General features: G+C 70.2%; 27 protein-coding genes and 1 pseudogene. 18 read left to right on the top strand and 10 right to left on the bottom strand.

The genetic code is table 11. From position 1 onward, the window contains the following. Position 1: 1 nt before the first annotated feature. Positions 2-139, bottom strand: a complete 138-nt coding sequence (locus tag VH969_RS06070) for a hypothetical protein (RefSeq protein WP_331971659.1) — start codon at positions 137-139, stop codon at positions 2-4. Positions 140-159: 20 nt separating this feature from the next. Then, on the bottom strand, positions 160-864 hold the full coding sequence (locus VH969_RS06065) for an aminoglycoside phosphotransferase family protein (RefSeq protein WP_331971656.1): 705 nt from the start codon (positions 862-864) through the stop codon (positions 160-162). Between the two features lie 96 nt (positions 865-960). Between VH969_RS06065 and VH969_RS06060 the strand changes: the two genes are divergently transcribed. The 10 genes from VH969_RS06060 to VH969_RS06015 all read left to right on the top strand — a co-directional run bounded on the left by VH969_RS06060 (position 961) and on the right by VH969_RS06015 (position 10,839). Then, on the top strand, positions 961-2,031 hold the full coding sequence (locus VH969_RS06060) for an HpcH/HpaI aldolase/citrate lyase family protein (protein ID WP_331971653.1): 1,071 nt from the start codon (positions 961-963) through the stop codon (positions 2,029-2,031). Further along, complete coding sequence (locus VH969_RS06055) at positions 2,028-2,870, top strand: HpcH/HpaI aldolase/citrate lyase family protein (protein WP_331971649.1); 843 nt, start codon at positions 2,028-2,030, stop codon at positions 2,868-2,870. The genes VH969_RS06060 and VH969_RS06055 overlap by 4 nt, the downstream gene beginning before the upstream one ends. 52 nt (positions 2,871-2,922) lie before the next feature. Further along, positions 2,923-3,819 carry a slipin family protein gene (locus VH969_RS06050; RefSeq protein ID WP_331971645.1) on the top strand — a complete coding sequence of 299 codons (897 nt, stop codon included), beginning with the start codon at positions 2,923-2,925 and terminating at the stop codon, positions 3,817-3,819. Positions 3,820-3,936: 117 nt separating this feature from the next. Beyond that, positions 3,937-4,116 (top strand): hypothetical protein, encoded by a 180-nt coding sequence (locus tag VH969_RS06045; RefSeq protein ID WP_331971642.1) that lies wholly within the window; start codon positions 3,937-3,939, stop codon positions 4,114-4,116. A gap of 89 nt (positions 4,117-4,205) precedes the next feature. Then, entirely contained in the window at positions 4,206-5,402 is a 1,197-nt protein-coding gene (locus VH969_RS06040; protein WP_331971639.1) for an acyl-CoA dehydrogenase family protein, read from the top strand. Positions 5,403-5,762: 360 nt separating this feature from the next. Further along, positions 5,763-6,284: a YflT domain-containing protein gene (locus VH969_RS06035; RefSeq protein ID WP_331971636.1), complete on the top strand. Its 522-nt coding sequence runs from the start codon at positions 5,763-5,765 to the stop codon at positions 6,282-6,284. 199 nt (positions 6,285-6,483) lie between these two features. Next, positions 6,484-7,806, top strand: a complete 1,323-nt coding sequence (locus VH969_RS06030) for an ABC transporter substrate-binding protein (protein ID WP_331971633.1) — start codon at positions 6,484-6,486, stop codon at positions 7,804-7,806. Between the two features lie 8 nt (positions 7,807-7,814). Beyond that, a complete protein-coding gene (locus VH969_RS06025) occupies positions 7,815-8,750 on the top strand; it encodes a carbohydrate ABC transporter permease (RefSeq protein WP_331971736.1) in 936 nt (311 codons plus the stop codon). Next, the gene (locus VH969_RS06020; protein WP_331971630.1) at positions 8,750-9,652 is read left to right on the top strand and encodes a carbohydrate ABC transporter permease; all 903 of its coding nucleotides are present in this window, start codon (positions 8,750-8,752) and stop codon (positions 9,650-9,652) included. Before VH969_RS06025 ends, VH969_RS06020 begins: the two co-directional genes overlap by 1 nt. Positions 9,653-9,657: 5 nt before the next feature. Then, a complete protein-coding gene (locus VH969_RS06015) occupies positions 9,658-10,839 on the top strand; it encodes an ABC transporter ATP-binding protein (protein ID WP_331971627.1) in 1,182 nt (393 codons plus the stop codon). Here the strand turns inward: VH969_RS06015 and VH969_RS06010 are convergent. Then, a complete protein-coding gene (locus VH969_RS06010; protein WP_331971624.1) occupies positions 10,831-11,058 on the bottom strand; it encodes a hypothetical protein in 228 nt (75 codons plus the stop codon). The genes VH969_RS06015 and VH969_RS06010 overlap by 9 nt on opposite strands. Positions 11,059-11,437: 379 nt before the next feature. Here VH969_RS06010 and VH969_RS34635 point away from each other — a divergent pair, with 379 nt between their 5' ends. Continuing rightward, positions 11,438-12,139 (top strand): hypothetical protein, encoded by a 702-nt coding sequence (locus VH969_RS34635; protein WP_331971621.1) that lies wholly within the window; start codon positions 11,438-11,440, stop codon positions 12,137-12,139. Positions 12,140-12,351: 212 nt separating this feature from the next. Here VH969_RS34635 and VH969_RS06000 read toward each other — a convergent pair whose 3' ends face one another. The 3 genes from VH969_RS06000 to VH969_RS05990 all read right to left on the bottom strand — a co-directional run bounded on the left by VH969_RS06000 (position 12,352) and on the right by VH969_RS05990 (position 14,174). Next, on the bottom strand, positions 12,352-13,257 hold the full coding sequence (locus VH969_RS06000) for a DMT family transporter (RefSeq protein ID WP_331971619.1): 906 nt from the start codon (positions 13,255-13,257) through the stop codon (positions 12,352-12,354). Continuing rightward, the gene (locus VH969_RS05995) at positions 13,254-13,613 is read right to left on the bottom strand and encodes a hypothetical protein (protein WP_331971617.1); all 360 of its coding nucleotides are present in this window, start codon (positions 13,611-13,613) and stop codon (positions 13,254-13,256) included. The genes VH969_RS06000 and VH969_RS05995 overlap by 4 nt, the downstream gene beginning before the upstream one ends. A gap of 186 nt (positions 13,614-13,799) precedes the next feature. Further along, positions 13,800-14,174 (bottom strand): peptidase inhibitor family I36 protein, encoded by a 375-nt coding sequence (locus tag VH969_RS05990; RefSeq protein WP_331971615.1) that lies wholly within the window; start codon positions 14,172-14,174, stop codon positions 13,800-13,802. Between the two features lie 523 nt (positions 14,175-14,697). Between VH969_RS05990 and VH969_RS05985 the strand changes: the two genes are divergently transcribed. Next, the gene (locus VH969_RS05985; RefSeq protein ID WP_331971613.1) at positions 14,698-15,450 is read left to right on the top strand and encodes a carbon-nitrogen hydrolase family protein; all 753 of its coding nucleotides are present in this window, start codon (positions 14,698-14,700) and stop codon (positions 15,448-15,450) included. On the opposite strand, the gene VH969_RS05980 is transcribed toward VH969_RS05985, so the two are convergent. Then, positions 15,440-16,297, bottom strand: a complete 858-nt coding sequence (locus tag VH969_RS05980) for a ParB N-terminal domain-containing protein (protein ID WP_331971611.1) — start codon at positions 16,295-16,297, stop codon at positions 15,440-15,442. The genes VH969_RS05985 and VH969_RS05980 overlap by 11 nt on opposite strands. After that, the gene (locus VH969_RS05975; protein WP_331971609.1) at positions 16,287-16,964 is read right to left on the bottom strand and encodes a metallophosphoesterase family protein; all 678 of its coding nucleotides are present in this window, start codon (positions 16,962-16,964) and stop codon (positions 16,287-16,289) included. The genes VH969_RS05980 and VH969_RS05975 overlap by 11 nt, the downstream gene beginning before the upstream one ends. A gap of 108 nt (positions 16,965-17,072) precedes the next feature. On the opposite strand from VH969_RS05975, the gene VH969_RS05970 reads away from it, so the two are divergent. From VH969_RS05970 to VH969_RS05945, 6 genes are all read left to right on the top strand, one after another. Beyond that, a complete protein-coding gene (locus VH969_RS05970; protein ID WP_331971606.1) occupies positions 17,073-18,233 on the top strand; it encodes a hypothetical protein in 1,161 nt (386 codons plus the stop codon). A 32-nt stretch (positions 18,234-18,265) separates the two neighbouring features. After that, positions 18,266-20,170 (top strand): hypothetical protein, encoded by a 1,905-nt coding sequence (locus VH969_RS05965; protein ID WP_331971602.1) that lies wholly within the window; start codon positions 18,266-18,268, stop codon positions 20,168-20,170. Further along, a complete protein-coding gene (locus tag VH969_RS05960) occupies positions 20,171-20,974 on the top strand; it encodes an ESX secretion-associated protein EspG (protein ID WP_331971599.1) in 804 nt (267 codons plus the stop codon). Positions 20,975-21,080: 106 nt separating this feature from the next. Continuing rightward, positions 21,081-22,616 carry a WXG100 family type VII secretion target gene (locus VH969_RS05955; protein WP_331971596.1) on the top strand — a complete coding sequence of 512 codons (1,536 nt, stop codon included), beginning with the start codon at positions 21,081-21,083 and terminating at the stop codon, positions 22,614-22,616. A 19-nt stretch (positions 22,617-22,635) separates the two neighbouring features. After that, entirely contained in the window at positions 22,636-22,986 is a 351-nt protein-coding gene (locus VH969_RS05950; protein WP_331971593.1) for a hypothetical protein, read from the top strand. A gap of 2 nt (positions 22,987-22,988) precedes the next feature. After that, positions 22,989-23,804, top strand: a complete 816-nt coding sequence (locus VH969_RS05945) for an ESX secretion-associated protein EspG (RefSeq protein WP_331971590.1) — start codon at positions 22,989-22,991, stop codon at positions 23,802-23,804. Here VH969_RS05945 and VH969_RS05940 read toward each other — a convergent pair. Together VH969_RS05940 and VH969_RS05935 are read right to left on the bottom strand one after the other, a co-directional pair. Further along, positions 23,801-24,493 (bottom strand): annotated as a pseudogene (locus tag VH969_RS05940) (class I SAM-dependent methyltransferase); the annotation flags it as partial. The gene VH969_RS05945 and the pseudogene VH969_RS05940 overlap by 4 nt on opposite strands. Before the next feature lie 126 nt (positions 24,494-24,619). Next, on the bottom strand, positions 24,620-25,051 hold a 432-nt coding region (locus tag VH969_RS05935), incomplete at its 5' end, for a S8 family serine peptidase (RefSeq protein WP_331971587.1).

Genomic DNA, 25,051 nt, shown 5'->3' with positions numbered 1-25,051 from the left:
GCTAGTGGTTCCCCAAAACCTCCGCGACGCGCCCCGCCTCCGGCGACGGGAACTCCGAGCCCTCGAGCCAGGCGTCCACCGCCCGCACGAACGTCCACCGGTACGCGAGCGACCGATCGAGGCCGGCGAGCTCCACCACCGCTCGAGCCGGGGCAGCACTTAGTCGGCGGAGAACCTGTTCCAGAGCAACGGAATCAGCCCGAACTCGGGATCGCCCACGATCGGCTTAGGGTCGATCGCCAGCCACGGTTCGCGGGTACCGCGCAGCACGTTCAGGTAATGCAGGTCCTCGTTCACCAGGTGACCACCCGCCGCCGGACCCAGCTCGTGGCAGTACCGGACAGCCTTTTCGACCAGATTAGACGGAACGGGCGAGCCGGCGGCACGGTTCTCGGCCGGAATGTTCCGGGCCCACCGCGCGGCCACCGAACGCATGGTGCGGACGGCGGCCGGCGCCGGGCGGTCCAGCCGGCGGATGAGGCCGGCGACAACCGACAACGCCACGTCGAGTGGCTCGTCTTCCAGCGAGCGCGACGGGTCGAGCCGCTCCAGCAGCATCGCCCACGACGGCGGGTCGTGCGCCAGGAGCCGCACGGCGCCCTGACCATCCCAGGTGGACAAGGCGAGCGCCTCGTGCGCGGCCTCCTCGTGCGGCCACGGCACCTTCAGCATCGCCGGGCCGGCCGGCGACCGCACCGGCAGCACGAGCGACACGGCGCCGTGCATCGGCTCTCCGTCGACGGTCAGCCGCCAGGACGTGAGCAGCCGCGAGACCAGGTCCGGCAGGTTCGCCAGCCACCGGCGCGCGGATTCGCCACCTTCGGCCACCAGGTCGGCCGCGAACCCCGGCGGGACGGTCAGCACCGCACGATGATGCCGTGGCGTCGGCGACATGTGCACGGCGATAACCGGGCCGGCGCCCTAGGGTTACCGGCAGGTAGCACAGGGTTGGAGGCAACGATGCGCTCACCGAAGGACTTCTTCCGCCCGCTCGCGGTCGGCGCGCCCGAACCAGCGCGGCAGATCCCGTTCCGCCCATCGCGGATGATCCACTTCTTCGACCCGGGCAACGAGAAGATGGCCGCCAAGGTCCCGGACATGGTGTCCAAGACCGACGTCCTGCTCGGCAATCTCGAGGACGCCGTCGCCGCCGACCGCAAGGAGGTCGCGCGCGAGGGGCTCGTCCGCATCGCCAAGGCCACCGACTTCGGCGACACCCAGCTGTGGACCCGCGTCAACAGCCTCGACTCGCCGTGGGTACTCGACGACCTGCTGACCCTCGTCACCGAGATCGGCGACAAGCTCGACGTGATCATGATTCCCAAGGTCGAGGGTCCGGAGGACATCCACTACGTCGACCGGCTCCTCGCCCAGCTCGAGGCCCGCGCGGGGCTCGACCGGCCGCTGCTCGTCCACGCCATCCTCGAGACCGCCAGCGGTGTCGCCCGCGTCGAGGAGATCGCCACGGCGAGCCCGCGCATGCAGGGCATCTCGCTCGGCCCGGCCGACCTCGCCGCGAGCCGGCGGATGAAGACGACCCGCGTCGGCGGCGGCCACCCCGGCTACCTCGTGCGCACCGATCCGGCCGGCGAGGACATCGAGTCCGGCCGGACGACCTACCAGCAGGACCTCTGGCACTACACGGTCGCGCGCATGGTCGACGCGTGCGTGGCCGCCGGGATCCTGCCCTACTACGGGCCCTTCGGCGACATCCGCGACACGGTCGCCTGCGAGGACCAGTTCCGCAACGCCTACCTCCTCGGCTGCGTCGGCGCGTGGAGCCTGCACCCCGCCCAGATCGCGATCGCCAAGAAGGTCTTCTCGCCCGAGCCCGGCGAGGTCGCGTGGGCCCGCCGGGTCATCGCCGCGATGGGCGACGGGACCGGCGCGGTCATGATCGACGGGAAGATGCAGGACGACGCCACGGTCAAGCAGTGCCACGTCGTGGCCGAGCTCGCCGGCGAGCTCGCCAGGCGCGATCCGGACCTCGCCGCGGCCTACGACCAGGCCACGAAGGAGGCGCTCGCATGAGGCCGCGCCGCTCGGTGCTCTACATGCCAGGCGCCAACGAGCGCGCGCTGGAGAAGGCCAAGACCCTGCCGGCCGACGCGCTGATCCTCGACCTCGAGGACGCCGTCGCGCCGGACGCGAAGGTCGCCGCCCGCGACCGGGTCTGCGCGGCCGCGGCGTCCGGGGACTACGGCCGGCGTGAGGTGACGATCCGGGTCAACGGCATCGACACCCCCTGGCACGCCGACGACCTGGCCGCGGCGGGCAAGGCCGGTCCGGCCGCCGTGGTCGTGCCGAAGGTCAACTCGGCGGACGAGGTCCGCGTGATCGCCGCCACGCTGCCCGAGCCGGTCGAGATCTGGGCCATGATCGAGACGCCGGTCGCCGTGCTGCGCTGCGCGGAGATCGCCGCCGCGAGCGAGCGGCTGACCGCGCTCGTGCTCGGCACCAACGATCTCGCGAAGGAGCTGCTCGCCGAGCAGGTGCCCGGCCGCGGCCCGCTGCTCGGGCCGCTGTCGATGTGCGTGCTCGCCGCGCGCGCGACCGGCAAGGCGATCCTCGACGGCGTCTACAACGACGTCCGCGACGCCGACGGGTTCGAGCGGGAATGCCGGCAGGGCCGGGAGTTCGGCTTCGACGGCAAGACCCTCATCCACCCGAGCCAGGTCGAGCCGTGCAACCGGATCTTCTCGCCGTCCGAGGAGGACGTCGAGCGCTCCCGGAAGATCATCGAGGCATTCGAGGCGGCGCAGCGTGAGGGTCGCGGGGTGGTCACGGTCGACGGCCGGATGATCGAGAACCTGCACGTGGACAACGCGCGCCGGATCCTGGACCTGGCCGCGGCCGTTACGCAGACGTGAGGCGGGATGTGCCGGGCGTAGCATCGGGATCAAGGGATCCGGGAGGCTCGTCATGGTCGTCCTCTACATCGTCATCCTGATCCTGATCGTCGTCGGGATCTGGGCGAGCAGCTCCGTTCGCGTGATCAAGCAGTACGAGCGCGGGCTCATCTTTCGTTGGGGCCGCGTGCAAAACGCCATCCGCGGGCCCGGCCTCGCGGTGATCGTGCCGATCGCCGACCGGCTGCAGAAGGTCAACATGCAGGTCGTCACGATGCCGGTGCCGGCCCAGGAGGGCATCACCCGCGACAACGTGACGGTGCGGGTCGACGCGGTCGTGTACTTCAAGGTCATCGACCCGACGCTGGCGATCATCAACGTCGAGGACTACCGGTTCGCGGTCGGTCAGGTCGCGCAGTCGTCGCTGCGGTCGATCATCGGCAAGAGCGACCTCGACGACCTCCTGTCCAACCGCGAGAAGCTCAACCAGGGCCTCGAGCTGATGATCGACACGCCCGCGCTCGACTGGGGCATCAGCATCGACCGGGTCGAGATCAAGGACGTCGCGCTGCCCGAGTCGATGAAGCGCTCGATGTCGCGGCAGGCCGAGGCCGAGCGGGACCGCCGTGCGCGCATCATCTCCGCCGACGGCGAGTACCAGGCCTCGCAGAAGCTGTCCGACGCCGCGCGGGTCATGGCCGACACGCCGGCCGCACTGCAGCTGCGGTTGCTGGAGACCGTCGTCGCCGTCGCGGCGGAGAAGAACTCGACGCTGGTGCTGCCGTTCCCCGTGGAGCTGCTGCGTTTTCTAGAGCACGCCCGCGGCGGTGAGTCGCCGCGGGCCGGCTCGGCCGAGCCGGCGCGGGAGCCGGAGTCGAAACCGGCCGAGGAACCGAAGGCGGTGGACGCGCCGGAGGCGCCGAAGTCGCTCGAATCCTCCGCTCCGCAACCAGAGGATGACGAGAAGTAGCGGACTTGCACTGTGCGATGCCAGGACGTTACGGACCGTCAAAGGTTGCGGTGATATAACGCACAGATCACGGTCAGGGCTTGCTTGGACCCCACCCCAGCGGGTGAAGGTGTGGCCATGGCAAAGCATCGCGTCAGCAAGGAGGGGCGAAGAAGGTTCTTTGGAGGCCGCGCTCGGGACGACCTTTTCGAGCGGAGCTTCCGGACCTGCCGCCGCTGTGGCCAGGACGTCTATGTGCTCGCCGACGACTGCCGCGACTGCGGCGCGAGCCTGGAGTTCGCCGGGCAGCTGTTCTGAGTAATCCTGCGCACCTTCGGAACGCAAACGAGCGTTAACCGCGCGATACTGACGGGTAACCGCAGTGCCGCCCGGAGGGAGCGCCGACCATGGCCCGCCTAGCCCAGACCGCCGGTCTCACCGATGTGCAGCAGGAGATCCTGGCGACGGTCCGGGACTTCGTGGACAAGGAGATCATCCCGCACGCGCAGCAGCTCGAGCACGACGACGCCTACCCGCAGGACATCGTCGACGGGATGAAGGAGATGGGGCTGTTCGGCCTCACCATCCCCGAGGAGTACGGCGGTCTCGGCGAGTCGCTGCTGACCTACGCGCTCGTGGTGGAGCAGATCGCGCGCGGCTGGATGAGCGTGTCGGGCGTGATCAACACGCACTTCATCGTGGCGCACATGGTCCGTCACCACGGGACCGAGGAGCAGAAGAAGAGCCTGCTGCCGCGAATGGCGGCCGGCGAGGTGCGTGGCAGCTTCTCGATGTCCGAACCGGACCTCGGCTCGGACGTGGCCGCGATCAAGACGAGGGCCAAGCGCGACGGTGACGAATACGTCATCGACGGCGCGAAGATGTGGCTCACCAACGGCGGCAGCTCGAACCTCATCGCGTTGCTGGTGAAGACGGACGAGGGCGCGGCTAAGGCGCACCAGAACCTGACCGCGTTCCTGGTGGAGAAGCCGACCGGCTTCGGCGAGGTGGCTCCTGGCCTGACGATCCCCGGCAAGATCGACAAAATGGGTTACAAGGGCGTCGACACGACCGAAGCGGTCTTCGACGGCTACCGCATCCCGGCCTCGGCGGTGCTCGGCGGCGCGCCCGGCAAGGGCTTCGCGCAGATGATGGACGGCGTCGAGGTCGGTCGCGTCAACGTCGCGGCCCGGGCGTGCGGCATCGCGATCCGGGCGTTCGAGCTGGCGGTGGATTACGCCCAGCAGCGCCAGACCTTCGGCAAGCCGATCGCCCAGCACCAGGCGATCGCGTTCAAGCTGGCGGAGATGGCGACGAAGGTCGAGGCGGCGCACCTGATGATGGTGAACGCGGCGCGGCTGAAGGACTCGGGCGAGCGCAACGACGTCGAGGCCGGCATGGCGAAGCTGCTGGCGAGCGAGTACTGCGCCGAGGTGACCCAGGAGAGCTTCCGCATCCACGGCGGTTACGGCTACTCGAAGGAGTACGAGATCGAGCGCCTGATGCGCGAGGCCCCGTTCCTCCTGATCGGCGAAGGCACGAGCGAGATCCAGAAGACGATCATCAGCAGGGGCCTGCTGCGTGAGTACAAGTCCCGCGGCTGAGCACGAAGAAACCCACACCCGCGGCGGAGCCGAAACAACCGCTGACCCAGCGCGGCCAGGTCGGGTGGCGTGGGGTTCGCGGCCGTGAGCTGAACACGATCGGTCCGGCCGCACGCCCTCGACATCGGCCCCGGGCAGCTGACCTGCGAAGACGTAGCCGGATTAAGATCAACAATGGCCTCCGGCCCCCCGAAATTCACGATACCCGGCGGGGCCGACAAGATCGGTCGGCAAAACTGAGGGCTGTGGACAAGTCGCCGGAGGCGAGAGACCTTTGCAGTATCAAAGGACCTGCAGGGTTAGCACCAATTGCCCCTTATTGGCAGGATGGAGACCAACAGCTGAACGAGGTGAGCAACGGTGACCGGTGCGTTCTCCGGGGCGGGACGAGGGAATCAGGGTCTTCCCAGGGTCCCGACGCCCCCGTCGGGCTGGCCGATCGGGTCGTACGACACCTACAAGGAGGCCCATCAGGCGGTCGAGTACCTGGCCGGTAACGAGTTTCCGGTCCAGGAGGTCACGATCGTCGGTGTCGACCTGATGCTGGTCGAGCGGGTCATCGGGCGGCTCAGCTGGCCCAAGGTGCTCGGCACTGGTGCCCTGTCCGGCGCTTGGTTCGGCCTCTTCGTCGGCCTGCTGCTCGGGTTGTTCAGCTCCCAGACGATGTCCTTCGCCCCGATCCTCGTCGGACTGTCCGCCGGCGTGGTGTTCGGCCTCGTGTTCGCCGCCGTCGGGTACGCGACCACGCGCAGCAGCGGCCGCGAGATCGCCTCCGCCAGCCAGCTCGTCGCGGGCCGCTACGACGTGCTCGCCCAGCCGCGGAACGCGGAGAAGGGCCGCGATCTGCTGGCCAAACTCGCGATGCGCCCCCGAACGGACTAGTCCGTAGGGGCCGTTACACGCCTTGTCTGAATCGTTGCCCAAGTAGCTTGCGGCTCGTGATCTTGGGGCCTAGGTTCAGTGCACCAACGCATCAGGTGACGCGTTCCCGAGGCACGTCGAGGTGCTGCTGCCAGCCGCGAGCTGCGTTGCGCCGCCGCTCCTCCCGTCGCCGGCGGGAGGGAAGGCAGGGTTTTTCACAATGGTCAGTACCCGGACGGGCGGTCGGGGTCTGAGCCGATGGCGGCTGGCAACAGCCGGCGCCGTCGCGCTCGTAGCCGTCCCGACCATCGCGGCCTGCGGGTCGGAAAACGGAATCACGATCAACGTCTATCAGGCGCCGGAACAGAATTTCCAGACCGTCGTCGACAGGTGCAACGAACAAGCGGGTGGCCGCTACAAGATCGTCTACAACAAACTCCCGCGCGACGCCGACGGCCAGCGCGAGCAGATGGTGCGAAGGCTGGCGGCCGGCGACACGGGCCTGGACGTGCTCGGCTTGGACGTCACGTGGGTACCGGAGTTCGCCGAGGCCCACTGGCTCCAGGAGTTCACCGGCGAGAACAAGTCCGACGCCGAACAGGGTGTGCTGAAGGGTCCCCTGCAGACGGCCATGTGGAACGGCAAGCTCTACGCCGCCACGAAGAACACGAACGTCCAGCTCCTCTGGTACGACGACCGCGTCACGCCGACGCCGCCGCAGACCTGGAGCGAGATGATCGACATGGCGAAGCGGCTCAAGAGCGAGGGCAAGCCGTACCGGATCGTGTTCACCGGCGCGCAGTACGAGGGCCTCGTCGTCCTCTACAACAGCCTCGTCGCCTCCTCGGGCGGGCAGATCCTGTCCAAGGACGGCAAGAAGGTCGTGATGGACCAGGGTGCGGTCGACGCGCTGAAACTCCTCAAGGACGTGTCGTCGGCCGGTGTCACCGACCCGTCGATGCCGAATGCTCAGGAACAGCAGGCACAGCAGGCGTTCGAGGTGCCGGACAGCCAGGCCGCGTTCGAGCTGAACTGGCCATACGTCTATGCCGCGATGGGCGCGGCAAACCCCGATCGCGCCAAGCATTTCAAGTGGACGCGTTACCCGGGGATCGACGGGCCGAGCAAGACCACGATCGGCGGCCTCAACCTCGCCGTGAGCGCGCTGTCGCCGCACAAGCCGGAGGCCTTCGACGCGGTGCAGTGCCTGCGCGCGCCGCAGAGCCAGAAGTTCCAGGCCATTTGCGACGGTGTGCCGCCGACGATCGAGAGCATCTACACCGACGAGGCGCCGATCGAACCGTGCCCGGGCGCGACGACGACCGACAAGCCGACGATGGCGAGCGCCTACCCGATGAAGGACACCATCCTCGAGGAGCTGAAGGAACCGGCGGTGCGCCCACTGACCGTCGTGTACCAGAACCTGTCCACGATCACCTCCAAGGTGCTGTCCCCGCCGGCGGATATCGATCCCGAGGGCACGGCGCAGGAGCTCCGGGACGGCCTGCAGAAGGCCCTGGACTCGAAGGGAGTGCTGCCGTGAGCCAGACCATCGACACCGGGGCACCGGCAGAGGAAGCCGTTCCCGCCAAGAAGAAGCCCGCGCTGAGCGAGGGCAAGCGGGCCGAGCGCAGGCTCGGCTGGCTGCTCTGCGCGCCGGCCGCGATCGTGATGATCGCGGTGACCGGCTGGCCGATCATCTACTCGGTCTGGTTGTCGCTGCAGCGTTACGACCTGCGGTTCCCCGACGAGCGGCAGTTCGTCGGGCTGAGCAACTACGCGGCGGTGCTGTCCGACAAGTACTGGTGGACGGCGTTCGGCATCACGTCGCTGATCACCGTCGTGTCCGTGGTCATCGAACTCGTGCTCGGCATGATGCTCGCGCTCGTGATGCACCGGACGCTCGTCGGTCGCGGGCTGGTCCGCACGGTTTCGCTGATCCCGTACGGAATCGTGACCGTGGTGGCCGCGTTCTCGTGGTTCTACGCGTGGAACACCGACACGGGATACCTGACGGCGTTGTTCGGCGCGGAGGCGCCGCTCACCGAGCAGATCCCGTCGCTGCTGATCATCATCCTCGCCGAGGTGTGGAAGACCACGCCGTTCATGGCGTTGCTGCTGATGGCCGGTCTCGCACTGGTGCCGGACGACCTGCTGAAGGCCGCGTCGATGGACGGGGCCTCGGCATGGCAGCGGTTCACCAAGGTCATCATCCCGGTGATGAAGCCGGCGATCCTGGTGGCGCTGCTGTTCCGCACGCTGGACGCGTTCCGCATCTTCGACAACATCTTCGTGCTCACCAAGGGCGCGAACAACACGTCGTCGGTGTCCATGCAGACCTACAACAACCTCATCAAGGGGTTGAACCTCGGCATCGGCTCCACCATGTCGGTGCTGATCTTCCTGGCGGTGGCGATCATCGCGTTCATCTTCATCAAGCTGTTCGGCGCTGCTGCGCCCGGTAACGACTCGGCAGGGAGGCGCTGATGACCGACACCGGCACACACGCTGACACACGCACCGGCCCCGACACCGTCGTCGCCACCGGTGGCGGTCGGGTCAGCACGGGCACCGCCCGCAAGGTGCGGTGGGGCATCGTCGACATCGTGATCGTCGTCTACGCGCTGATCCCCGTGCTGTGGACGCTTTCGCTGTCGTTCAAGACACCGGAGGCGCAGACCGACAAGAAGTTCTTCCCTTCCGAGTGGACTTGGCAGAACTACAAGGACATCTTCACCACCAACGAGTTCGTCCGGGCGCTGATCAACTCGATCGGCATTGCCCTCATCTCGACGCTGATCGCGGTGGTGCTGGGCACGATGGCCGCATACGCCATCGCCCGGCTGGACTTCCCGGGCAAGCAGGCGCTCGTCGGCGTCTCGTTGCTGATCGCGATGTTCCCGCAGGTTTCGCTCGTCTCGCCGCTGTTCGAGATGGAGCGCAACCTCGGGCTGTTCGACACCTGGGCGGGGCTGATCCTCCCGTACATCACCTTCGCGCTGCCGCTGGCGATCTACACGCTGTCGGCGTTCTTCCGCGAGATCCCCTGGGAGCTCGAGAAGGCCGCGAAGATGGACGGCGCTACCCCGGCACAGGCGTTCCGCCGGGTGATCGCGCCGCTGGCCGCGCCGGGTGTGTTCACGACCGCGATCCTGGTGTTCATCTTCTGCTGGAACGACTTCCTGTTCGCCATCTCACTGACCTCGACCACGGCGTCGAGGACCGTGCCGGCAGCGCTGTCGTTCTTCACCGGTGCCTCGCAGTTCGAGGCGCCGACCGGGACGATCTCCGCGGCCGCCGTGGTGATCACCATCCCGATCATCTTCTTCGTCTTGTTCTTCCAGCGCCGCATCGTCGCGGGGCTTACGTCTGGTGCCGTGAAGGGCTGAGGTAAATGGCTGAGATCGTCCTTGACAAGCTGACCAAGCGGTACCCGGACGGTGCCCTTGCGGTGTCCGAGGTGGACATCGAGATCGCCGACGGCGAGTTCATCATCCTCGTCGGCCCTTCGGGCTGCGGTAAGTCCACGATGCTCAACATGATCGCCGGCCTGGAGGACATCTCCTCCGGCGAGCTGCGCATCGACGGGCAGCGGGTGAACGAGAAGGCGCCCAAGGACCGGGACATCGCGATGGTGTTCCAGTCCTACGCGCTCTACCCGCACATGAGCGTGCGCGAGAACATGGCGTTCCCGCTGCGCCTCGCGAAGGTCGACGACGCGACCGTCCGGCAGAAGGTGGACGAGGCGGCGAAGATCCTCGACCTCACCCAGCACCTGGAGCGCAAGCCGGCCAACCTCTCGGGTGGCCAGCGCCAGCGCGTCGCCATGGGCCGGGCCATCGTGCGCAGCCCGAAGGCGTTCCTGATGGACGAGCCGCTGTCCAACCTGGACGCCAAGCTGCGCGTGCAGATGCGGACGTCGGTGTCGAAGCTGCAGAAGCAGCTCGCCACCACCACCGTCTACGTCACCCACGACCAGACCGAGGCCATGACGCTCGGAGACCGGGTCGTGGTGCTGCGCAGCGGGCTCGTGCAGCAGATCGGGTCGCCGCAGTTCCTCTACGACAACCCGGCGAACCTGTTCGTGGCCGGGTTCATCGGCTCGCCCGCGATGAACTTCCTGCCCGGCACGCTGGAGGAGGGGCGGCTCACGACGGGGCTCGGCAGCGTCGCGCTGTCCGACCGCGTCCGCCGGCTGGCCGAGGCCGCCAACGCGCCCCGCGAGGTGATCGCCGGCATCCGGCCGGAGCACTTCGAGGACGCGCAGCTGCTCGACGCGTCGGCGAAGGCGGAGGGCAGCACGTTCGCCGCCACGGTCGACGTGCTCGAGTCGATGGGCTCGGACAAGTACGCGTACTTCACCATCGAGGGGGAGGTCGCGACGTCCAAGGAGCTCGACGAGCTGGCGGCCGACGCCGGTTCGGCCGACGTGCCGGCGAGCGGTTCGCAGCTCGTCACCCGGCTGTCCGCGGCGTCGTCGGCGAAGGAGGGCGAGAAGGTCGACGTCTGGTTCGACAACGACAAGGTCCAGCTGTTCGACCCGTCGTCGGGCAAGAACCTGACGTACTCAGAATAGGCCCGCCGGGCCGTGGTAGGCGTAGCTGCCCGGGGTCGGGCTGTACCGCAACTGCGCGTCGACGAGCTCCTCGAGTGCTTGTGCGGCAAGCGGTTTCGGCCAACCGGACAGCTGCGCCGCCACGACCGGCGTGATCTCCCTGCCGTCGCGCGGCAGGCGGGCCAGCAGGCCCACCTGCGCGCGTTCGGTCTCCTTCCCGCAGTCCGCGAGCTGCCGCACGCTGGCCGGCGGGCTCTCCCGTATGACGGCCCGGAAACGGCGTGGGCGTCGTGGACGCCGAATTCCCGGTCGAAATGCGAAGTTGTCCCACTTCACCTCGAGGAAATGCGGGCCGGACGGATCGAGTTCACCGAGCCGTCGACCGGTCAGGACATCGTGTGTGGCGGGTCGGCCGGCGTGGACGCTCCGAACCGGCGTGTCGAGCACCCGCGGCTCCTTCAACGACGCGGCGCCGCTGCCGGGTGCGCTACAGCGATTACAGCGAGCACAAGGTGTGGCTGGACCGCGTCGGTGCCGCTCGGACCCGTTGGCACGCCCGAGGTTTCCTACGCGAACCGCGCCGGTGTGTACCCCCGCGTCGGCCGCTGGGTGGTACTACGTGGCGGTGACGCTGGGTCCGGTATGGACGGCTGACAACGCCGCGCCCTCGACGCAGCCGACGTTCGAGATCGCGCCGAACGTGACCGGCGACGCGACGGCCGGGCGCAGTACGCCGAGGCGAGCGTGCCGTCGTCGGCGTCGCCGACCCGAAGACGTGTTCGACGTGGAAACCACCCGCGGCGACCGCGACGGTCGTGCGGTCCGCGGCCGGGTTGCCGTGGTGGCTCGCGGGTTCGGGCGGTGTGGTGTTGCTGCTCGCGATCGTGGTTCTGGCGGTGCTGCGGCGGAAAATACGGCGTCGGTAGCTAACGGGCAGACACTATTTTCCGTTTCCGCCTTCCGGGAATTTTCTGGGCGTAACGACTTGCCACGGATTCACGATGGGGAGTTCATCGTTCAACGAATTCGGGTCCGTGGATTGCGAGGAAGCATGCCGTCGGGAGCGCTCAGGTTCGTGGGCCGCGCGGTCCTGGCGCTGGTCGCCGCAGCGACAAGCCTGGCCGGTTGCGCGAGCGCGCCGCAGGCCGGCCCTTCCTTCACGGCGTACCCGGCTTCGCTGCCGACGCCTCCACCTCGCCCGATGCCGAAGGTGGCGCCCGCGTACCGGGCCGCCACCGACCTCGAACACACGCCGCGAGCCGCGGCGCTGCGGCCGGCCCTGCGCGGCCATGGCCACGACGGAGCCGGCTGGGAAAGCTGACCTCGTCCTGCCCCGCCGCGGCCGGCCTCGAACGTGGATCGGGCCGGCTGCGGCACATCATCCGGTGCCACCTCGGCGCGGTCCGGTCCCGTTAGGCGAGCTCGCAGGACACATCGACCGCGGACGTCTCGGCGATCGACGGTCGGCGTCGCTCGGTAGCGGTAGGTAGCTCCGTCGGTGTTGGTCGGTCGGTGTCGGTCACTCGGCCGCGGTCAGCGGCGGGAGACGGCGCGGAACAGGCGGCGTTCGGCTGCGTGTGGGGTGGCTCGCGAGGTCGCCTCCGGGTGGTGGCGGGCCAGCAGGATGACTCCGAAGATCGCCACCAGCGCGCCGGCCACCATGCCGAGACCGGTGATGCCGCCGGCGTCGGCCGTCTCGTCCAGCAGCCCGACCGCGATCGCGGTCGCGACCATGGGGCTCAGCACCGTCTGGCAGCCGACCACGATGTCCGGCGGCCCGCTGGCGTAGGCGAGCTGGATGTACCAGGAGCCCACCGCGAACGCCGCCACCAGCGCGGTCGCGGACAGCGGTGAGACGCGGGCGAGGCCGTCGCTCTGGAACGTGTACGTCACGTCCCGTACCAGGATCGACACCAGCCCGTACGCCATCCCCGCACCGGTCGCGAGCATCACGCAGCGCACGATGCCCTCCCGCCACGCGCCGATGACGCCGAACAGCGCCACCGCTCCGCCGATGATCTCGCACGCCAGCAGCACCGCGTGCGGCGGGAACACCACCGGAGTGGCGTGCCCGGACGCGAGCGACACGAACACGACCACGCCCAGTGTGCTCGCGATGACCGCGAACGTGGCGGGCGTGTCGAGCCGCTCACCGGACGTGCGGGCGTTGAGGACCGCCACCGCCGGCAGCGCCAGCACCACGATCGGCGCGACGATGGTGACCGGGGCGAGCGCGAGCGCCAGGATCTGCAACACCGCGCACGCCGTCAGCACTGCCACGCCGAGCAGCCACCGGCGGTTGTGCACGAGCCGGCCGATCGACCGCAGACCGAACCGCGTGTCCTGCGACTCGATGCGGACCCCTTGGTGCTGCAGCTGGGCGCCGATCGCACTGCACAGCGCGCCGAGTACGGCGAACGCGATGGCGAGCGCAATCATCCGGCTGCCTCAACTCTCGCAGGCTCCCGGCGCTCGCGGGCGGAGGTGACTGTGACGTGGAGCAGATGCACCGCGAGTGCCATCAGCATCAGCGTCTCCAGCCCGAACGGCGCAGGCCGCATCAAACCGGAGACACTCCGTCCGTCCAGCACACCAGGAATCGCCAGGCTGGGGAAGACGTCCGGCAGCGTTGCGGCCAGGTATGCCGTCGCGACGCCGATGGCGACAACGGCACACCGCCGCACCACGTGCCCGGTGCGCGCCCACCGTTCGACCGCGGCCAGGCGCTTCGCGAGGCACACTCCCGCAAGCGCCAGCCGGGTGAGCAGCGCTGCGCCGCACGCCGACAACAGCACGAAGCCGGATACCCACGGCCCCCGCCGGGTCAGTCTCTCGGCTCTCTCCGGTGATCTGGACGAACCATCCATCACACTCCCCCACAGCCTCGTCTGACCGAAGGATCAACGCATGGAGCCTCCCAAAGATTCCCGTATGTGAACTGAGAGCGGCCTCAGCTCACCTGGTGGTTGGCGGTCTGGTGCTCAGTTCGCCCAGATCTGCACACCGCGGACTACGTACGGTGCCTCCGGGACGAATGTGCCGCCGCCCGGATACGTTTCGAACTCGCCCTCCGTGCTGCAGTCGCGTCCTTGGTACACCGTGACCGGCCGTTTGGACCGGTTGGCGAACGAACGCCCGTCAGCGCCTTCCGGCAGCGGGACGCACTCGCCGGGATTGGTGTTCTCCAGCGCGAGCCGCACGATCGGGCCCGCGTAGCCTTCGCCGGGCCAGATACAGAACTCGCCGCGGTCACACGCGTTCGGTGCGGTGGCCGCGCCCGCCGCCCCGGCCCCGGTCGCCAACGCCGCACCGACCGCCGCGACGACGGTGACCACACGCCCGATGGTGTTCTTCATTGTTCGATCCCTTCCCCTCCGGCAAGCCGCGGCGAGATGCGCGCGACGAAATCGAGAATGGCGGGAAACGAGCGATTGGCAAAACGGCTATCCACAGGCAACGAGTTATCCACAGGCAACGGCTGACCGCCTATTTCGGCCGGCCGCCCCCGATAGAATGGGAAACTTGGGGGTGTCCCTGGAGAGGGTGGAGCTGTACGCGCGCGAGCGAGCGCAGGTGGGTGGGCGGGGTGACGGGTTGAGCTCGCGGTCGGCGGCACCGTGATGGTGCCTGCTTTCGTTGTGGTGAGGGCGGGTTGTGGGCCGTCTGGTTGGGACACGCGAGATGCCGGCTGGGCGGGCCGTTTGCGTGCCGCGTGTGAGGTGGGGGGTTGAGCGAGATGGGCGTCCGGTCGGATGCTGACGGTGGCGGCTGGACGGCGGCTATGTGCCGTGTGACGACCTGGGTCTGGGTGAGGTGGGCGGTCCGGTTGGGACGCTCGTGGTCGCGGCGCAGGTGGCCTGTGCCGGGTGACGAGGCAGGATGAGCGACGTGGGCGGTCTGGTTGGGGCGCTCGTGGTGGCCGCTGGGCAGGCGGGTTGTGTGCCGTTGGATATAGCTGCCAATGTTGCGACCGCGGCGCGGTTGGTGCGGCGAGCGGCCGCCCGTGGGGTGGACATCGTCGTGCTTCCCGAATTGTTCCTGACGGGTTACGAATTGCCGGATATCGTCGGTGATCCGCGACGGAACGCGCTCGATTTCGATGACTCGCGATTAGAGCCGCTCGCCCAGGCCTGCGCAGAGACCCGCACGGCCGTCGTCGCCGGACGGCCGACTCGGGACGGCAGCGCGGTCCACATCTCCGTGCTCGTCCTCGGTCGTGACGGGCGACCCGCCGCCCGGTACGACAAGGAGCACGTCACCGCCAAGGAGCAGGCGGCCGGCATCACGCCGGGCACCGAACGGCGCACGTTCGAGCTCGACGGATGGCGGCTCGGCCTCGCGATCTGCGCCGACGCATCCCACCCCGCGCATGCCGCGGCCGCCAAGGCGGACGGCTGCGACGCCTACCTGGTCAGCGGGCTTTTCGACCAGGGCGACGGGCTCGACCGGCCGCACACCATTGCCGCACGCCGGGCCGAGGACAACGCGCTCCATGTCGTCCTCGCAGACCACTCCGGACCAACCGGGCCTTACCGCGGCTGTGGCCATAGCTCGGTCTGGCACCCGGACGGCACCCTGCTCGCGGCCACCCGCGACGACCCCGGAATCGCCGTCGCGAAGGTCACGTCCTAGCAACGCCGCGGCGGTTGTCCCGGATCGTCTCGATCACGTCGTCGTCCCAGCGATGCGTGCGCATCAGCTTGTACCGCTCGCACGCGACCCACATGTACGCGTGCGCCTCCGGCCCCGTCTCGATCATGCCGGCCTGCCGCAGCATGCGGACGACCGGCACGAACTCCTCCTCGTGCCAGCGCCGCGCCACCTCGGCGCGGTCGAGGAACCGGCCCTCGTCCTGCATGAGGCGAAATCCCCACGCCTCGATCGCCTCCGCCAGCTCCGCGTACTCCCACGGGTCGAGCAGCGTGATCGCCCGGCGGGCGTCGCCCCGCAACGGCACGCGTTCGAGGAAGATCCGGCGGAGGTCCTTCATCAGCAGGTCGCCGCGATACCGGACGCCGTCGGCGGAGAGCCGCGTGGTCACCTCGGTGACGTACGCGTCGATCGTCTTCAGCCCGAGCGCGTGCGCGACCGAGACCCGGTGATGGCCGTCCACCACGAAGTGCATGTCACCCACGCGGTACACCTCGATCGGTGGAACCGCCTCGCCGCGGCGCTGTGCCAGCGCCAGCCGCTGCCAGCGTTCCCGCACCTGCCCGGACGTCGGGCGGAACCGGCGGTCGAACTCGCGGGTCCGGTCCACCGTGCCGACGATCGAGTCCAGCTGGATCACCTGCAGGCCCAGCCGCCGCTCCCCGGTGCGTCCCAGCGCGGTGACCACCTCGTCGAACGGCAGCATGATGTTGATGTCGTCCGGCGAGCGGCGCAGCCACTGCGCCAGCCGCGACATCACCTGCCGGCGCCGCATCCGGAGGAAGTCGTTCTCGGCGTCGGCCACCGGGAATCCGGTGTCATGGTTCATCGCTTACCCCCGCATCTCCCACGTCAAGGATGCGGTAGCCGACCGTGTTCACGACACGTGTTTTTCCCATCTCCCGGTCCGGCACCCGCTGCCCGTGCGGATGGATGTGCCCGTGCACCAGCAACCGGGGTCGCATTCGCTCGACGGTGGTGTGCAGGCAGGAGAACCCGCGGTGCGCCGGATCCTCTCGGTCACCACAGTTCAGGGGCGGTGAGTGTGTCAGCAGCACGTCCACCCCGCGCCCGTCGCGGCGCTGGCGGCGAGCCGCCATCCGTGTCACCTTCGCCGCCCGGCGCGCCTGCTGCCACTCGGTCCACTGGTTGGGACCGTCGTTGTACCGGATCGACCCGCCGAGCCCGGCGATCCGCAGGCCGGCGACGTCGACCACCTGGCAGTCGGCGTTCACGCCGCCCGTCGGGCCGGGCCATTCCACCGGCAGTCCGTCCCGAATCCACAGCCCTCGGCGTTCGTGCCCGGACAGGTCCGCGTCGTGGTTTCCCGGCACGTACACACAGGGCTTGTTCAGCTCGTTCGAGAGGTACTCGAGGTAGTCGAACGGCAGGTCACCGGCACCGAGCACGACATCCACGTCGCCGCACCGCCGATGGACCCAATCGGTCCACAACGGCTCCACGATTTCGTCGGCGACGGACAGTACTTTCGGCACGCCACCGAGCGTACGGAAGTAGGCGTCCGGTCAGGCTAGTGCCGTCACTGCGTGCAACCCATTACCCTCAGAGACGAATGTCGGGGAAACTGCAGGGAGCTGACACGAATGGTGGACCAGCCGACCGCGGGGACCGGTTCGACCGCCGCGAGTGATTACTACGTCAGCGGCGGCGTGAACTGGCCCGGGTTCACTCTCCCGGAACTAGTGGCCATGGTCGTGGACAAGGCCAGCGTGCCGCAGCTCGAGCGCCTCGCGCTCGACTGGCGCTCGGCCGGCGACGGCATCGTGGACACGGCCGACTACCTGGCCGATGCCCTGGACGACCTCATGAACTACTGGACCGGCCCGTCCGCGGACCAGGCCCGGCACACGGTCGCGCTGAACGCCCAGTGGGTGTCTGACCTCGGCACGACGGCCCGGGACATGGGCGCGCCGATCGACGAGGCCGCGGGTGCGCTCAAGGCCGCCCAGGACACGATGCCGAACATGCCGACCGTCGCGCCCGTGGACCAGCCGGGCTCCGCGCCGATGAGCGCCGAGCAGGCCGCCGCGCTCACCGGGAGCCCGCTGGGCGGCGCGGTCGGCGCGGCCGCCGCGGGTTCGCGCAGCGCGTTCGCCGCGCAGGCCGAACAAGCCGGCGCCAAGCGCGTCGCGGTCGAGACCATGCAGCGGTTCGAGACCGCCGCGGTCGGCATCGACCGGGCCACGCCGCGGTTCCTCGGCCAGAACGACGTGCTCGTCCCGCACGATGACGACCTGGTGCTCGACCCCGCCACCGGCGAGTGGGTCCACAAGGTCACCACGGTCACCGGCATCGACATGCGCTGGGACCTGCTCACGAACATGCCGATCGACGCCACGGCCGCCCAGCTCGCGTCGGGCGGCGTCGGCGACAGCAACTTCGGTCTGGTCAGCGGTGGTTTCACCGGTGTCGGCGGGATCGGCGGGGGTGCCGGTTCGATGAACCTCGGACCGATCGTCGGCGGCACGTCGTCCGTCGGCGGCATCGGCGCCGAGGGCCCGGACAAGTTCGGCGGCGGCGCGGTCCCGACGCGGGGTGGCGTGCTGCCGACGTCGGCCGCGGGCGCGGTGATCGGTGGTGCGAACAACCCGCATGGCGTGGGCGGTCCCATGGGAGCCACGCCGATGGGCGCCGCCGGGGTGGTGGGCGCCGCGGGGCAGGCGCATCGCCGGAGGGTTCCCTACGACGCCGACGACCCGTTCGACACGGGGCAGAAGGCTTCGCCGCCCGTCATCGGTCTCTGATCCGTCCGCACGCGCACAAGGGGTCCAGCGCAATGGGAGCAGACAACTTCTTCGCGGCGGATGCTCCCGCCGCCAGTCCGGCACCGGCAGTCTCCGCCGACCAGAGCGGGGTACTCGCCGGTGATCTCGCGGCGGCCACACCGGCACCCGCGATGCCGACCGCCACGCCGGTAGACCCGGCCGCGCTGCAGGCGGGTGCCGTGCCGGTGGACGCGACCGCGGCCCCCGTCCTGCCGGGCGCGGTCGCCACGCCCGTCCCGCCACCGGCGATGCCCACGCAGGCGCCGGCCACCGTCTCCGCGCCCGAGGCGCCGCCGTCCCAGGGCTGGGCGATCGACCCGGAGCGGCTGCGCGCGTTCAGCGACGCGGTCACGCGCGCGCGGTCCTATCTGGACGCCGTGCAGATGAAGGTCGACCGGATGCAGGGCGCGGACCTCACGCCGCAGATCGGCACCAGCCCGGTGGGCGAGCAGCTGGCGAAGAAGTTCGACGACCGGCTCAACTCGACCGACGGTCTGCGCGGGATGCTCGAAGAGGCCATGGCGCGGATGCAGAAGTTCGTGGCCAGCGCGGAAGCGGCCGCGCGGACGTACGAGGACATGGACGAGACGGAGAAGGAGTCGTTCGACGGCATCCTGCCGGACTCGGACGGCATCCTGACCGGCGTCATCCAGGGCATCGTGTCCGGCACCGACACCGGGTCGCAGTACGACCACGGCGGCCACTACGGCGACGACCACGATGGTTACGACGACCACTACGGCGAGGACCACGCGGACGGCGACGGCAAGGACGACGACCCCGCTTACGACCACGGTTCGGACCACGGTGCGGACCACGGGCCGGGGCACGATGGCGAGCCTGGGCCGGACGGTCCCGGTTCGGACCACGGCCACGACGGCTCGGACTCGGGTGGGTACGGCCACGAGTCGGATGCGCAGCCTGGTGACCACGGCGGTTCGGATCATGGCGGTTCGGATCATGGCGGCTGGGGTTCGGGGGGCGACTCCGGATCGGATCACGGCGGGGGTTCCGACCACGGTGGATCTGATCACGGTGGATCTGATCACGGTGGTTCGGATCATGGCGGCTGGGGCTCGGGCGGCGACTCCGATCATGGTGGTTGGGGTTCCGGTGACGGCACGGGTTCGGATCATGGCGGTGGGGCCGACCATGGCGGCTCGGATCACGGCGGCTGGGGCGCGGGTGATGGTTCCGGCGGCGCTGACCACGGTGGCGGGTCCGATCACGGCGGCGGCTCGAACCAGGGCGGTTCGGACCACGGCGGTGGGGCCGAGCACGGTGGCTCGGGTGACGACTCGGGTTCCGGATACGGGCATGGTGGTGCCGACCACGGCGGCGGCTCGGATCATGGTGGTTCGGGTTCGGACGCGGGTTACGGCCACGGTGGTGGTTCGGATCACGGCGGCGGCCAGGGCGGCTCGGATCACGGTGGGTCCGGGGCGGATCAGGGCGGTGGCTCGGGTTCCGATCATGGTGGGTCGGGCCAGGGTGGTCATGGCGGTTCGGATCATGGTGGGTCCGGTTCGGACGGTGGCCAGGGTCATGGCAGGTCCGGCGCCGAGCACGGCGGTTCGGGTGCGGGTCACGGCGGGTCCGGTTCGGACGGCGGGGGCTTCGGCTCGGATCACGGCGGGTCCGGGGCGGATCAGGGTGGTGGCTCGGGTTCCGATCATGGTGGGTCGGGCCAGGGTGGTCATGGCGGTTCGGATCATGGTGGGTCCGGTTCGGACGGTGGCCAGAGTCACGGCGGTTCGGGTGCCGAGCACGGCGGCGGCTCGGATCACGGTGGGTCCGGTGGAGCGAGCGCGGACCATGGCGGGTCCGGCGCGAGCCAGAACGGGAACGGCGCCCAGGGGAGTTGGCCAGGGGCCGATCCCGACGGGGCCGGCGCCACGGCCGGGCACCGGGGCTAGATGATCATCAGCGCGAGGTCCGCGGTCCCGGTGGGTGTCGCGGAGGTCGACCTGCTGTGTGCGGCCGCGAACTCCGCGCCGCCCTTTCCCTTGCGTGTGCCCAACTTCGGCTCGACCATCCGCGAGCGCCGCATCAACCTGCGCCTCGCCCGGGAGCGCCTCGCCGCCCGCGGGCTCGCCGACGAGCGCGGCCCGCTGGGCGTCGCCGAGGCGTTCGCCTACCTGCTGCAGGACTGCACGCTCGCCCTGGACATGGTTCTCTCGGCCGGCAAGGACGTCATGGGCGCGGTCCTGCTCGCCCGCCAGGACGTCGCCGTCCTCACCACGCAGCCGCTGACCGATGCCACCGTCGTGCACATGGCCGAGCTCCGCCTCGACGACGCCGTCGACGAGCTCCTCGGCTTCATCCCGCCGCACGAGGCCGCCATGACCTCGCCGTTCACCCTCCCGACCGGCGCCCTCGCCCGCGTCAACGACGCCCTGCTCGCCCGCCGCGACCGCGGCCGGGTCGCGCCGGAGGAGTGGGACGACCTCCTCGCGAAGCACGGGATCGACGACCGCGTCGCGCGCCGGCTCGTGAACTACCTGCAGCCCGTCCTCGGCAACGGCCAGGTCGGCCTCGCGACCCGCGCCGGTTACGCGATGGACTGGCGCCGCGTCGGCAACGAGCTGCGCTGGCTCGACACGGAGAAGGGCCGCTTCCAGCTCGTCGCCACCGACGACGAGTGGATGAGCGTGAACCCGATGCATGCCGCCGACCTGTCCGCGGCGATCCGCCGAATGGCCGGTGAGCTGCGGGACTGAGACAGAAAGTTGCTCACAATTCAGACGGTTGGCTCTCCCTTGGACGCTGCGGATCCGCTAGCGTGAACCGTCGGAATCGATGATCGTTGGGGAGCAGGGGCTGGTCGTGGGCGCTTTCGATGAGATCATCCGGCAGGCGATGGACGCCAGAAACCGGGCCGTCCAGGCCGCGCAGCAGGCCGAGCAGGACCGCCGCAGGCGCCGCCAGGAGAACGACCACTACGTCACCGGCGGGGTCAACTGGGACGGCTACGGGCTGGAGCCGCTCATCAAGATGGTGGCCGACCGGGCCAACCCGGCACAGCTCGACGCGCTCGCCGGCGAGTGGAGCCGGCACGGCCAGTCGGTCGTCCGCGCGTCGGAGGATCTGAGCCGCTCGCTCAACACGCTGATGCAGTACTGGTCCGGCACGGCTGCCGACACCGCACTGCAGAAGGTCACGACCAACGCCGCGTGGATCACCGAGCTCGGTGGCACCGCGCAGGAGATGTCCGCGCCGATCCAGGACGCGAGCGGCGCGCTGCGCTCGGCGCAGAGCACGATGCCCGGCATGCCGAAGAACAACTGGCTCGCCTCCGCCGGTGGCGGCGCGGCGGTCGGGTTCGCCGTCGGCGGTCCGGTCGGCGCCGCGTTCGGCGCCGCGATCGGCGGCCTCGCGAGCGCGTTCGGCTTCGGCAGCAGCAAGAAGAAGCTCAAGCGCAAGGCCGTGCAGACCATGCAGCGCTACGAGACCGCGCTGCTCGGCGTCGACTCCACCACGCCGCAGTTCGGCCAGCCCGCCGACGGTGTGAACCCGGGCGGCGGACCCGCCGGCAACCCCGACCCCGGCATCGGCACGCCCGGCGGCGCGGCACCCGCGCCCGGCGCGAACGACCCGGGCCCGCGGCCGGTGCCGCCGGCATCCGGTCCGGTACACGGCATCCCGCAGACGACCGACCCGGCGTTTGCCGGCGGCCCGGAGGGGCGCTGGCAGTCGATCACGGGTCTCGGCCCCAGCGCGAGCGGTGGTGGCGGCCTGCCGCCGAGTACCGGACCCACCGCCGGAGGACCGGTCAACACCGCCCCCGGCCTGGTCGGCGGTGGCCGCTTGCCGGGCACCGGCCTCGGTCCGATCGGCGCCGGCCGGGGCGGGCTCCCTGGCTCCGCGCGCGGCGGTGTCGGGCGCAGCGGCGTCATCGGCGGCGGCACCGGGCGCGGCACACCGGGCTCGGGGCGCGGTGGCATCGGCCGCGGCGGCGTGATCGGCGGTGGTAACGGGCGCGGCGGCGTGGGCGCCGGGCGCGGGGCGGGCGGCGCGTTCGGCCCCGGCAGCGGGCGCGGTACCAACGGACGCGGCGCGTCCATCGGCCGCAGCGGCAACGCGTACGGGCGGGCCGCCGAGGAGGCGGCCGGCCGCGGTCGCGGTAGCGCGGGCAACGGCTACGGCGCGGGCGCCGGGCGGAACGGGGACAAGGAGTACCGCGGGCGCGGCCGGTTCAGCCGCAGCGGTGAGATCAACGGCCGGGGCGGCGGGTACGGCTCCGGCGCGCCGGGCAGCCGGGCCGACGAGGAGGACGACGGCGAGCACCGCAGGCGGGTGCCCATCGAGGACGACCCGTTCTCGACCGACCTGAAGGCGGCACCGCCCGTCATCGGGCTGTAGTCCGGGGAGGAGAAGGCCGATGTACGAGGACCAGTCCGCGGGCATGCCGAACGGCGACTGGCAGGTGGAGCCGGAGCAGGTGCGCGCGTTCGCCGCGGCGGTGGAGCAGGTCCGCGGCGACCTGGAGCGGATCCGCAGTGAGGTCAACGAACTGTCCACTCCGAACGCCGCGCCGCTGCTGGGCACCAGCCCCGTCGGCCAGGAGCTCGCGGAGAAGTTCACCGACCGGATGGGCAGCGAGCAGGGCCTGCGCGGGCAGCTGAACGCCGCGATCACGCGGATGGAGGAGTTCCTCGCCAGCGCCGAGCAGAGCGCCGCCCAGTACGTCCAGGTCGACGGGGACAACTCGACGAAGTTCAAGTTCGTCTAGGAATGGAGCTCGAGACCACCCTCGGCGAGCGGCTGCTGCCGGTCGAGGTTGATCTGCTGTGCACGTTCGCCGAGGTCGAGGCGCCGTTCCCGCTCGAGGTGCCGGCCACCGGGGTGACGGGCATCGAGCAGCGGATGCGTTTCCGCGACGCGCGCGAGCAGATGACCGACCGTGGGCTCGCCGACGAGAACGGACCGCTCGGCGTCGCCGAGGACTTCGTGTTCCTGCTGCGGTCGTGCACCGGCGTGCTGGACATGGTGCTGGCGACGGAGAAGCTCGACCTCGCGGTGGTGCTGATGACGCACCGGGACGAGTCGCTGCTGGTGACCCAGCAGCTGTCCGATCCGGACGGTGTGCTCCGGATGAAGGCGGTGACGCTCGACGAGGCCGTCGGCGAGCTGATGAAGCTCGTCCCGCGGGTGGAGCCGCCGCGGTCGGCGCCGTTCAGCCTGCCGCGCCGGGCGATCGAGGCCGCGTTCAACGCGATGACGTCGCGCGCCGAGGACGAGCCGGGAAGCCTTACGGGACAGGAGATCGACGAGCTGCTCGCCAGGTACGGCCTCGACGACCGGGTGACCCGGCGGATGGTGTCGCACCTGCAGCCGGTTGTCGGCAACGGCCAGGCCGGTGTCGCACGCCGGGACGACAGCGAGGACCAGTGGCGGCGGTCCGGCGACGAGCTGCGCTGGCTCGACACCGAGCGCGGCCGCTACCGGTTGGCCGGCGACGACGAGTGGATGAGCGTGAACCCGTTGCCGCGCGAGGAGATGCGCGCGGAGCTGCGCACGCTCGCGGGCCGGACGCGCAGCCGCCGCTAGGCCCGGCGCGCCTCGATCAGCCACGCCGCGGAGTCGTAGCGGACGCCGTCCTGGTCCTCGTGCGCGGCGAGCGTCGTGCGCAGGTCGGCGAGAGCGCGGGTGCGCTCGCGGTCGTCGAGCCTGCCGATTCGGGCGGCGAACTGGCCGGTGAGGAACCGCAGCGCGTCGCCGACGTCGCGCCCGAAGTACATCGGCGCGCGCTCGTCCCGCACGGTGACGTCGGCGAAACCGCTGGTGGACAACAGATCCCGGGTCTGGTCCGGATCCTGCAGGTCACCGGGGACGCACGGCGCCGCCCGCGGGGCCGAGCCGGTCAGCGCCGTCGCGAACGCCGTGCTCCACGGCTGCTCCGGCTGCCACGACAGCAGGACGAGCCGGCCACCGCGCCGGGTCGCCCGCGCGAGGTTCGCGAACGCCGTGTGCGGCTCGCCGAAGAACATCGCGCCGTGGCGGCTCAGCACCACGTCGAAGTACCCGTCCGGGAACGGCCGCACCTGGGCGTCGGCCTGCTCGAACGTCGCGTTCGCGACGCCCTCCCGGGCCGCCCGCGACCGGGCGAGCGCGATCATCCGCGACGACAGGTCCACGCCGAGCGCGGACCGGGCGCGTCGCGCGGCGTCCCGGGTGGTCTGCCCGCTCCCGCAGCCGACGTCGAGCACCTCCATGTCCGGCTCGACGGCCGCCACGGCGAGGAGACGGTCCCGCTACGCGGCCACACCCTCGTCGAAGCGGTCCGCGCGCTCGGCCCAGAACTCCCCGCGCGCGCCGTCCCAGGCGTCCAGTTGCTCCACATTGGACGGATCGACACGCATCGACTACACCTGCGGGGGACGTTGGCGCAGCGGGTCGGGCTCGCGGCGGTTGCGGCGAACCGTATGGACGACGAAGAGCGTCAGCAGGAGCAGGCCGACGCCGCCGCCCGCGCTGATCATCGCCACCTTCGCCGGCGACCAGTCCTTGTGCTGCGCGGGCGGCAGCCGGAAGGGCAGCTCGACCGCCTCGTCGCTCGCGATGCCGTGCTCGGCGGGGATCATCGTGGTCAGCGCGCCGATCGGGTTGATCATGCCGTAGCCGACGCGGCTGTTGTGCCCGCCGGCCGCGGCCGGGTGCGACGCGGTCTGCTTGATCCGGTTCATCACCTGCGTCGCATTCAGCTCCGGGAACCGGTCGCGGACCAGCGCGGCGAGCCCGGACACGTACGGCGCGGCGAAGCTCGTGCCCTGGATCGCCGACCGCTGGCCCTGGCT

Origin of the sequence: Actinophytocola sp. (assembly GCF_036555685.1) — a bacterium.
In the GTDB taxonomy this organism is placed as follows: Bacteria; Actinomycetota; Actinomycetes; order Mycobacteriales; family Pseudonocardiaceae; genus Actinophytocola.
The sequence above is the reverse complement of the archived record's forward strand: the minus strand, read 5'-3'. Positions and strand labels throughout refer to the sequence as shown.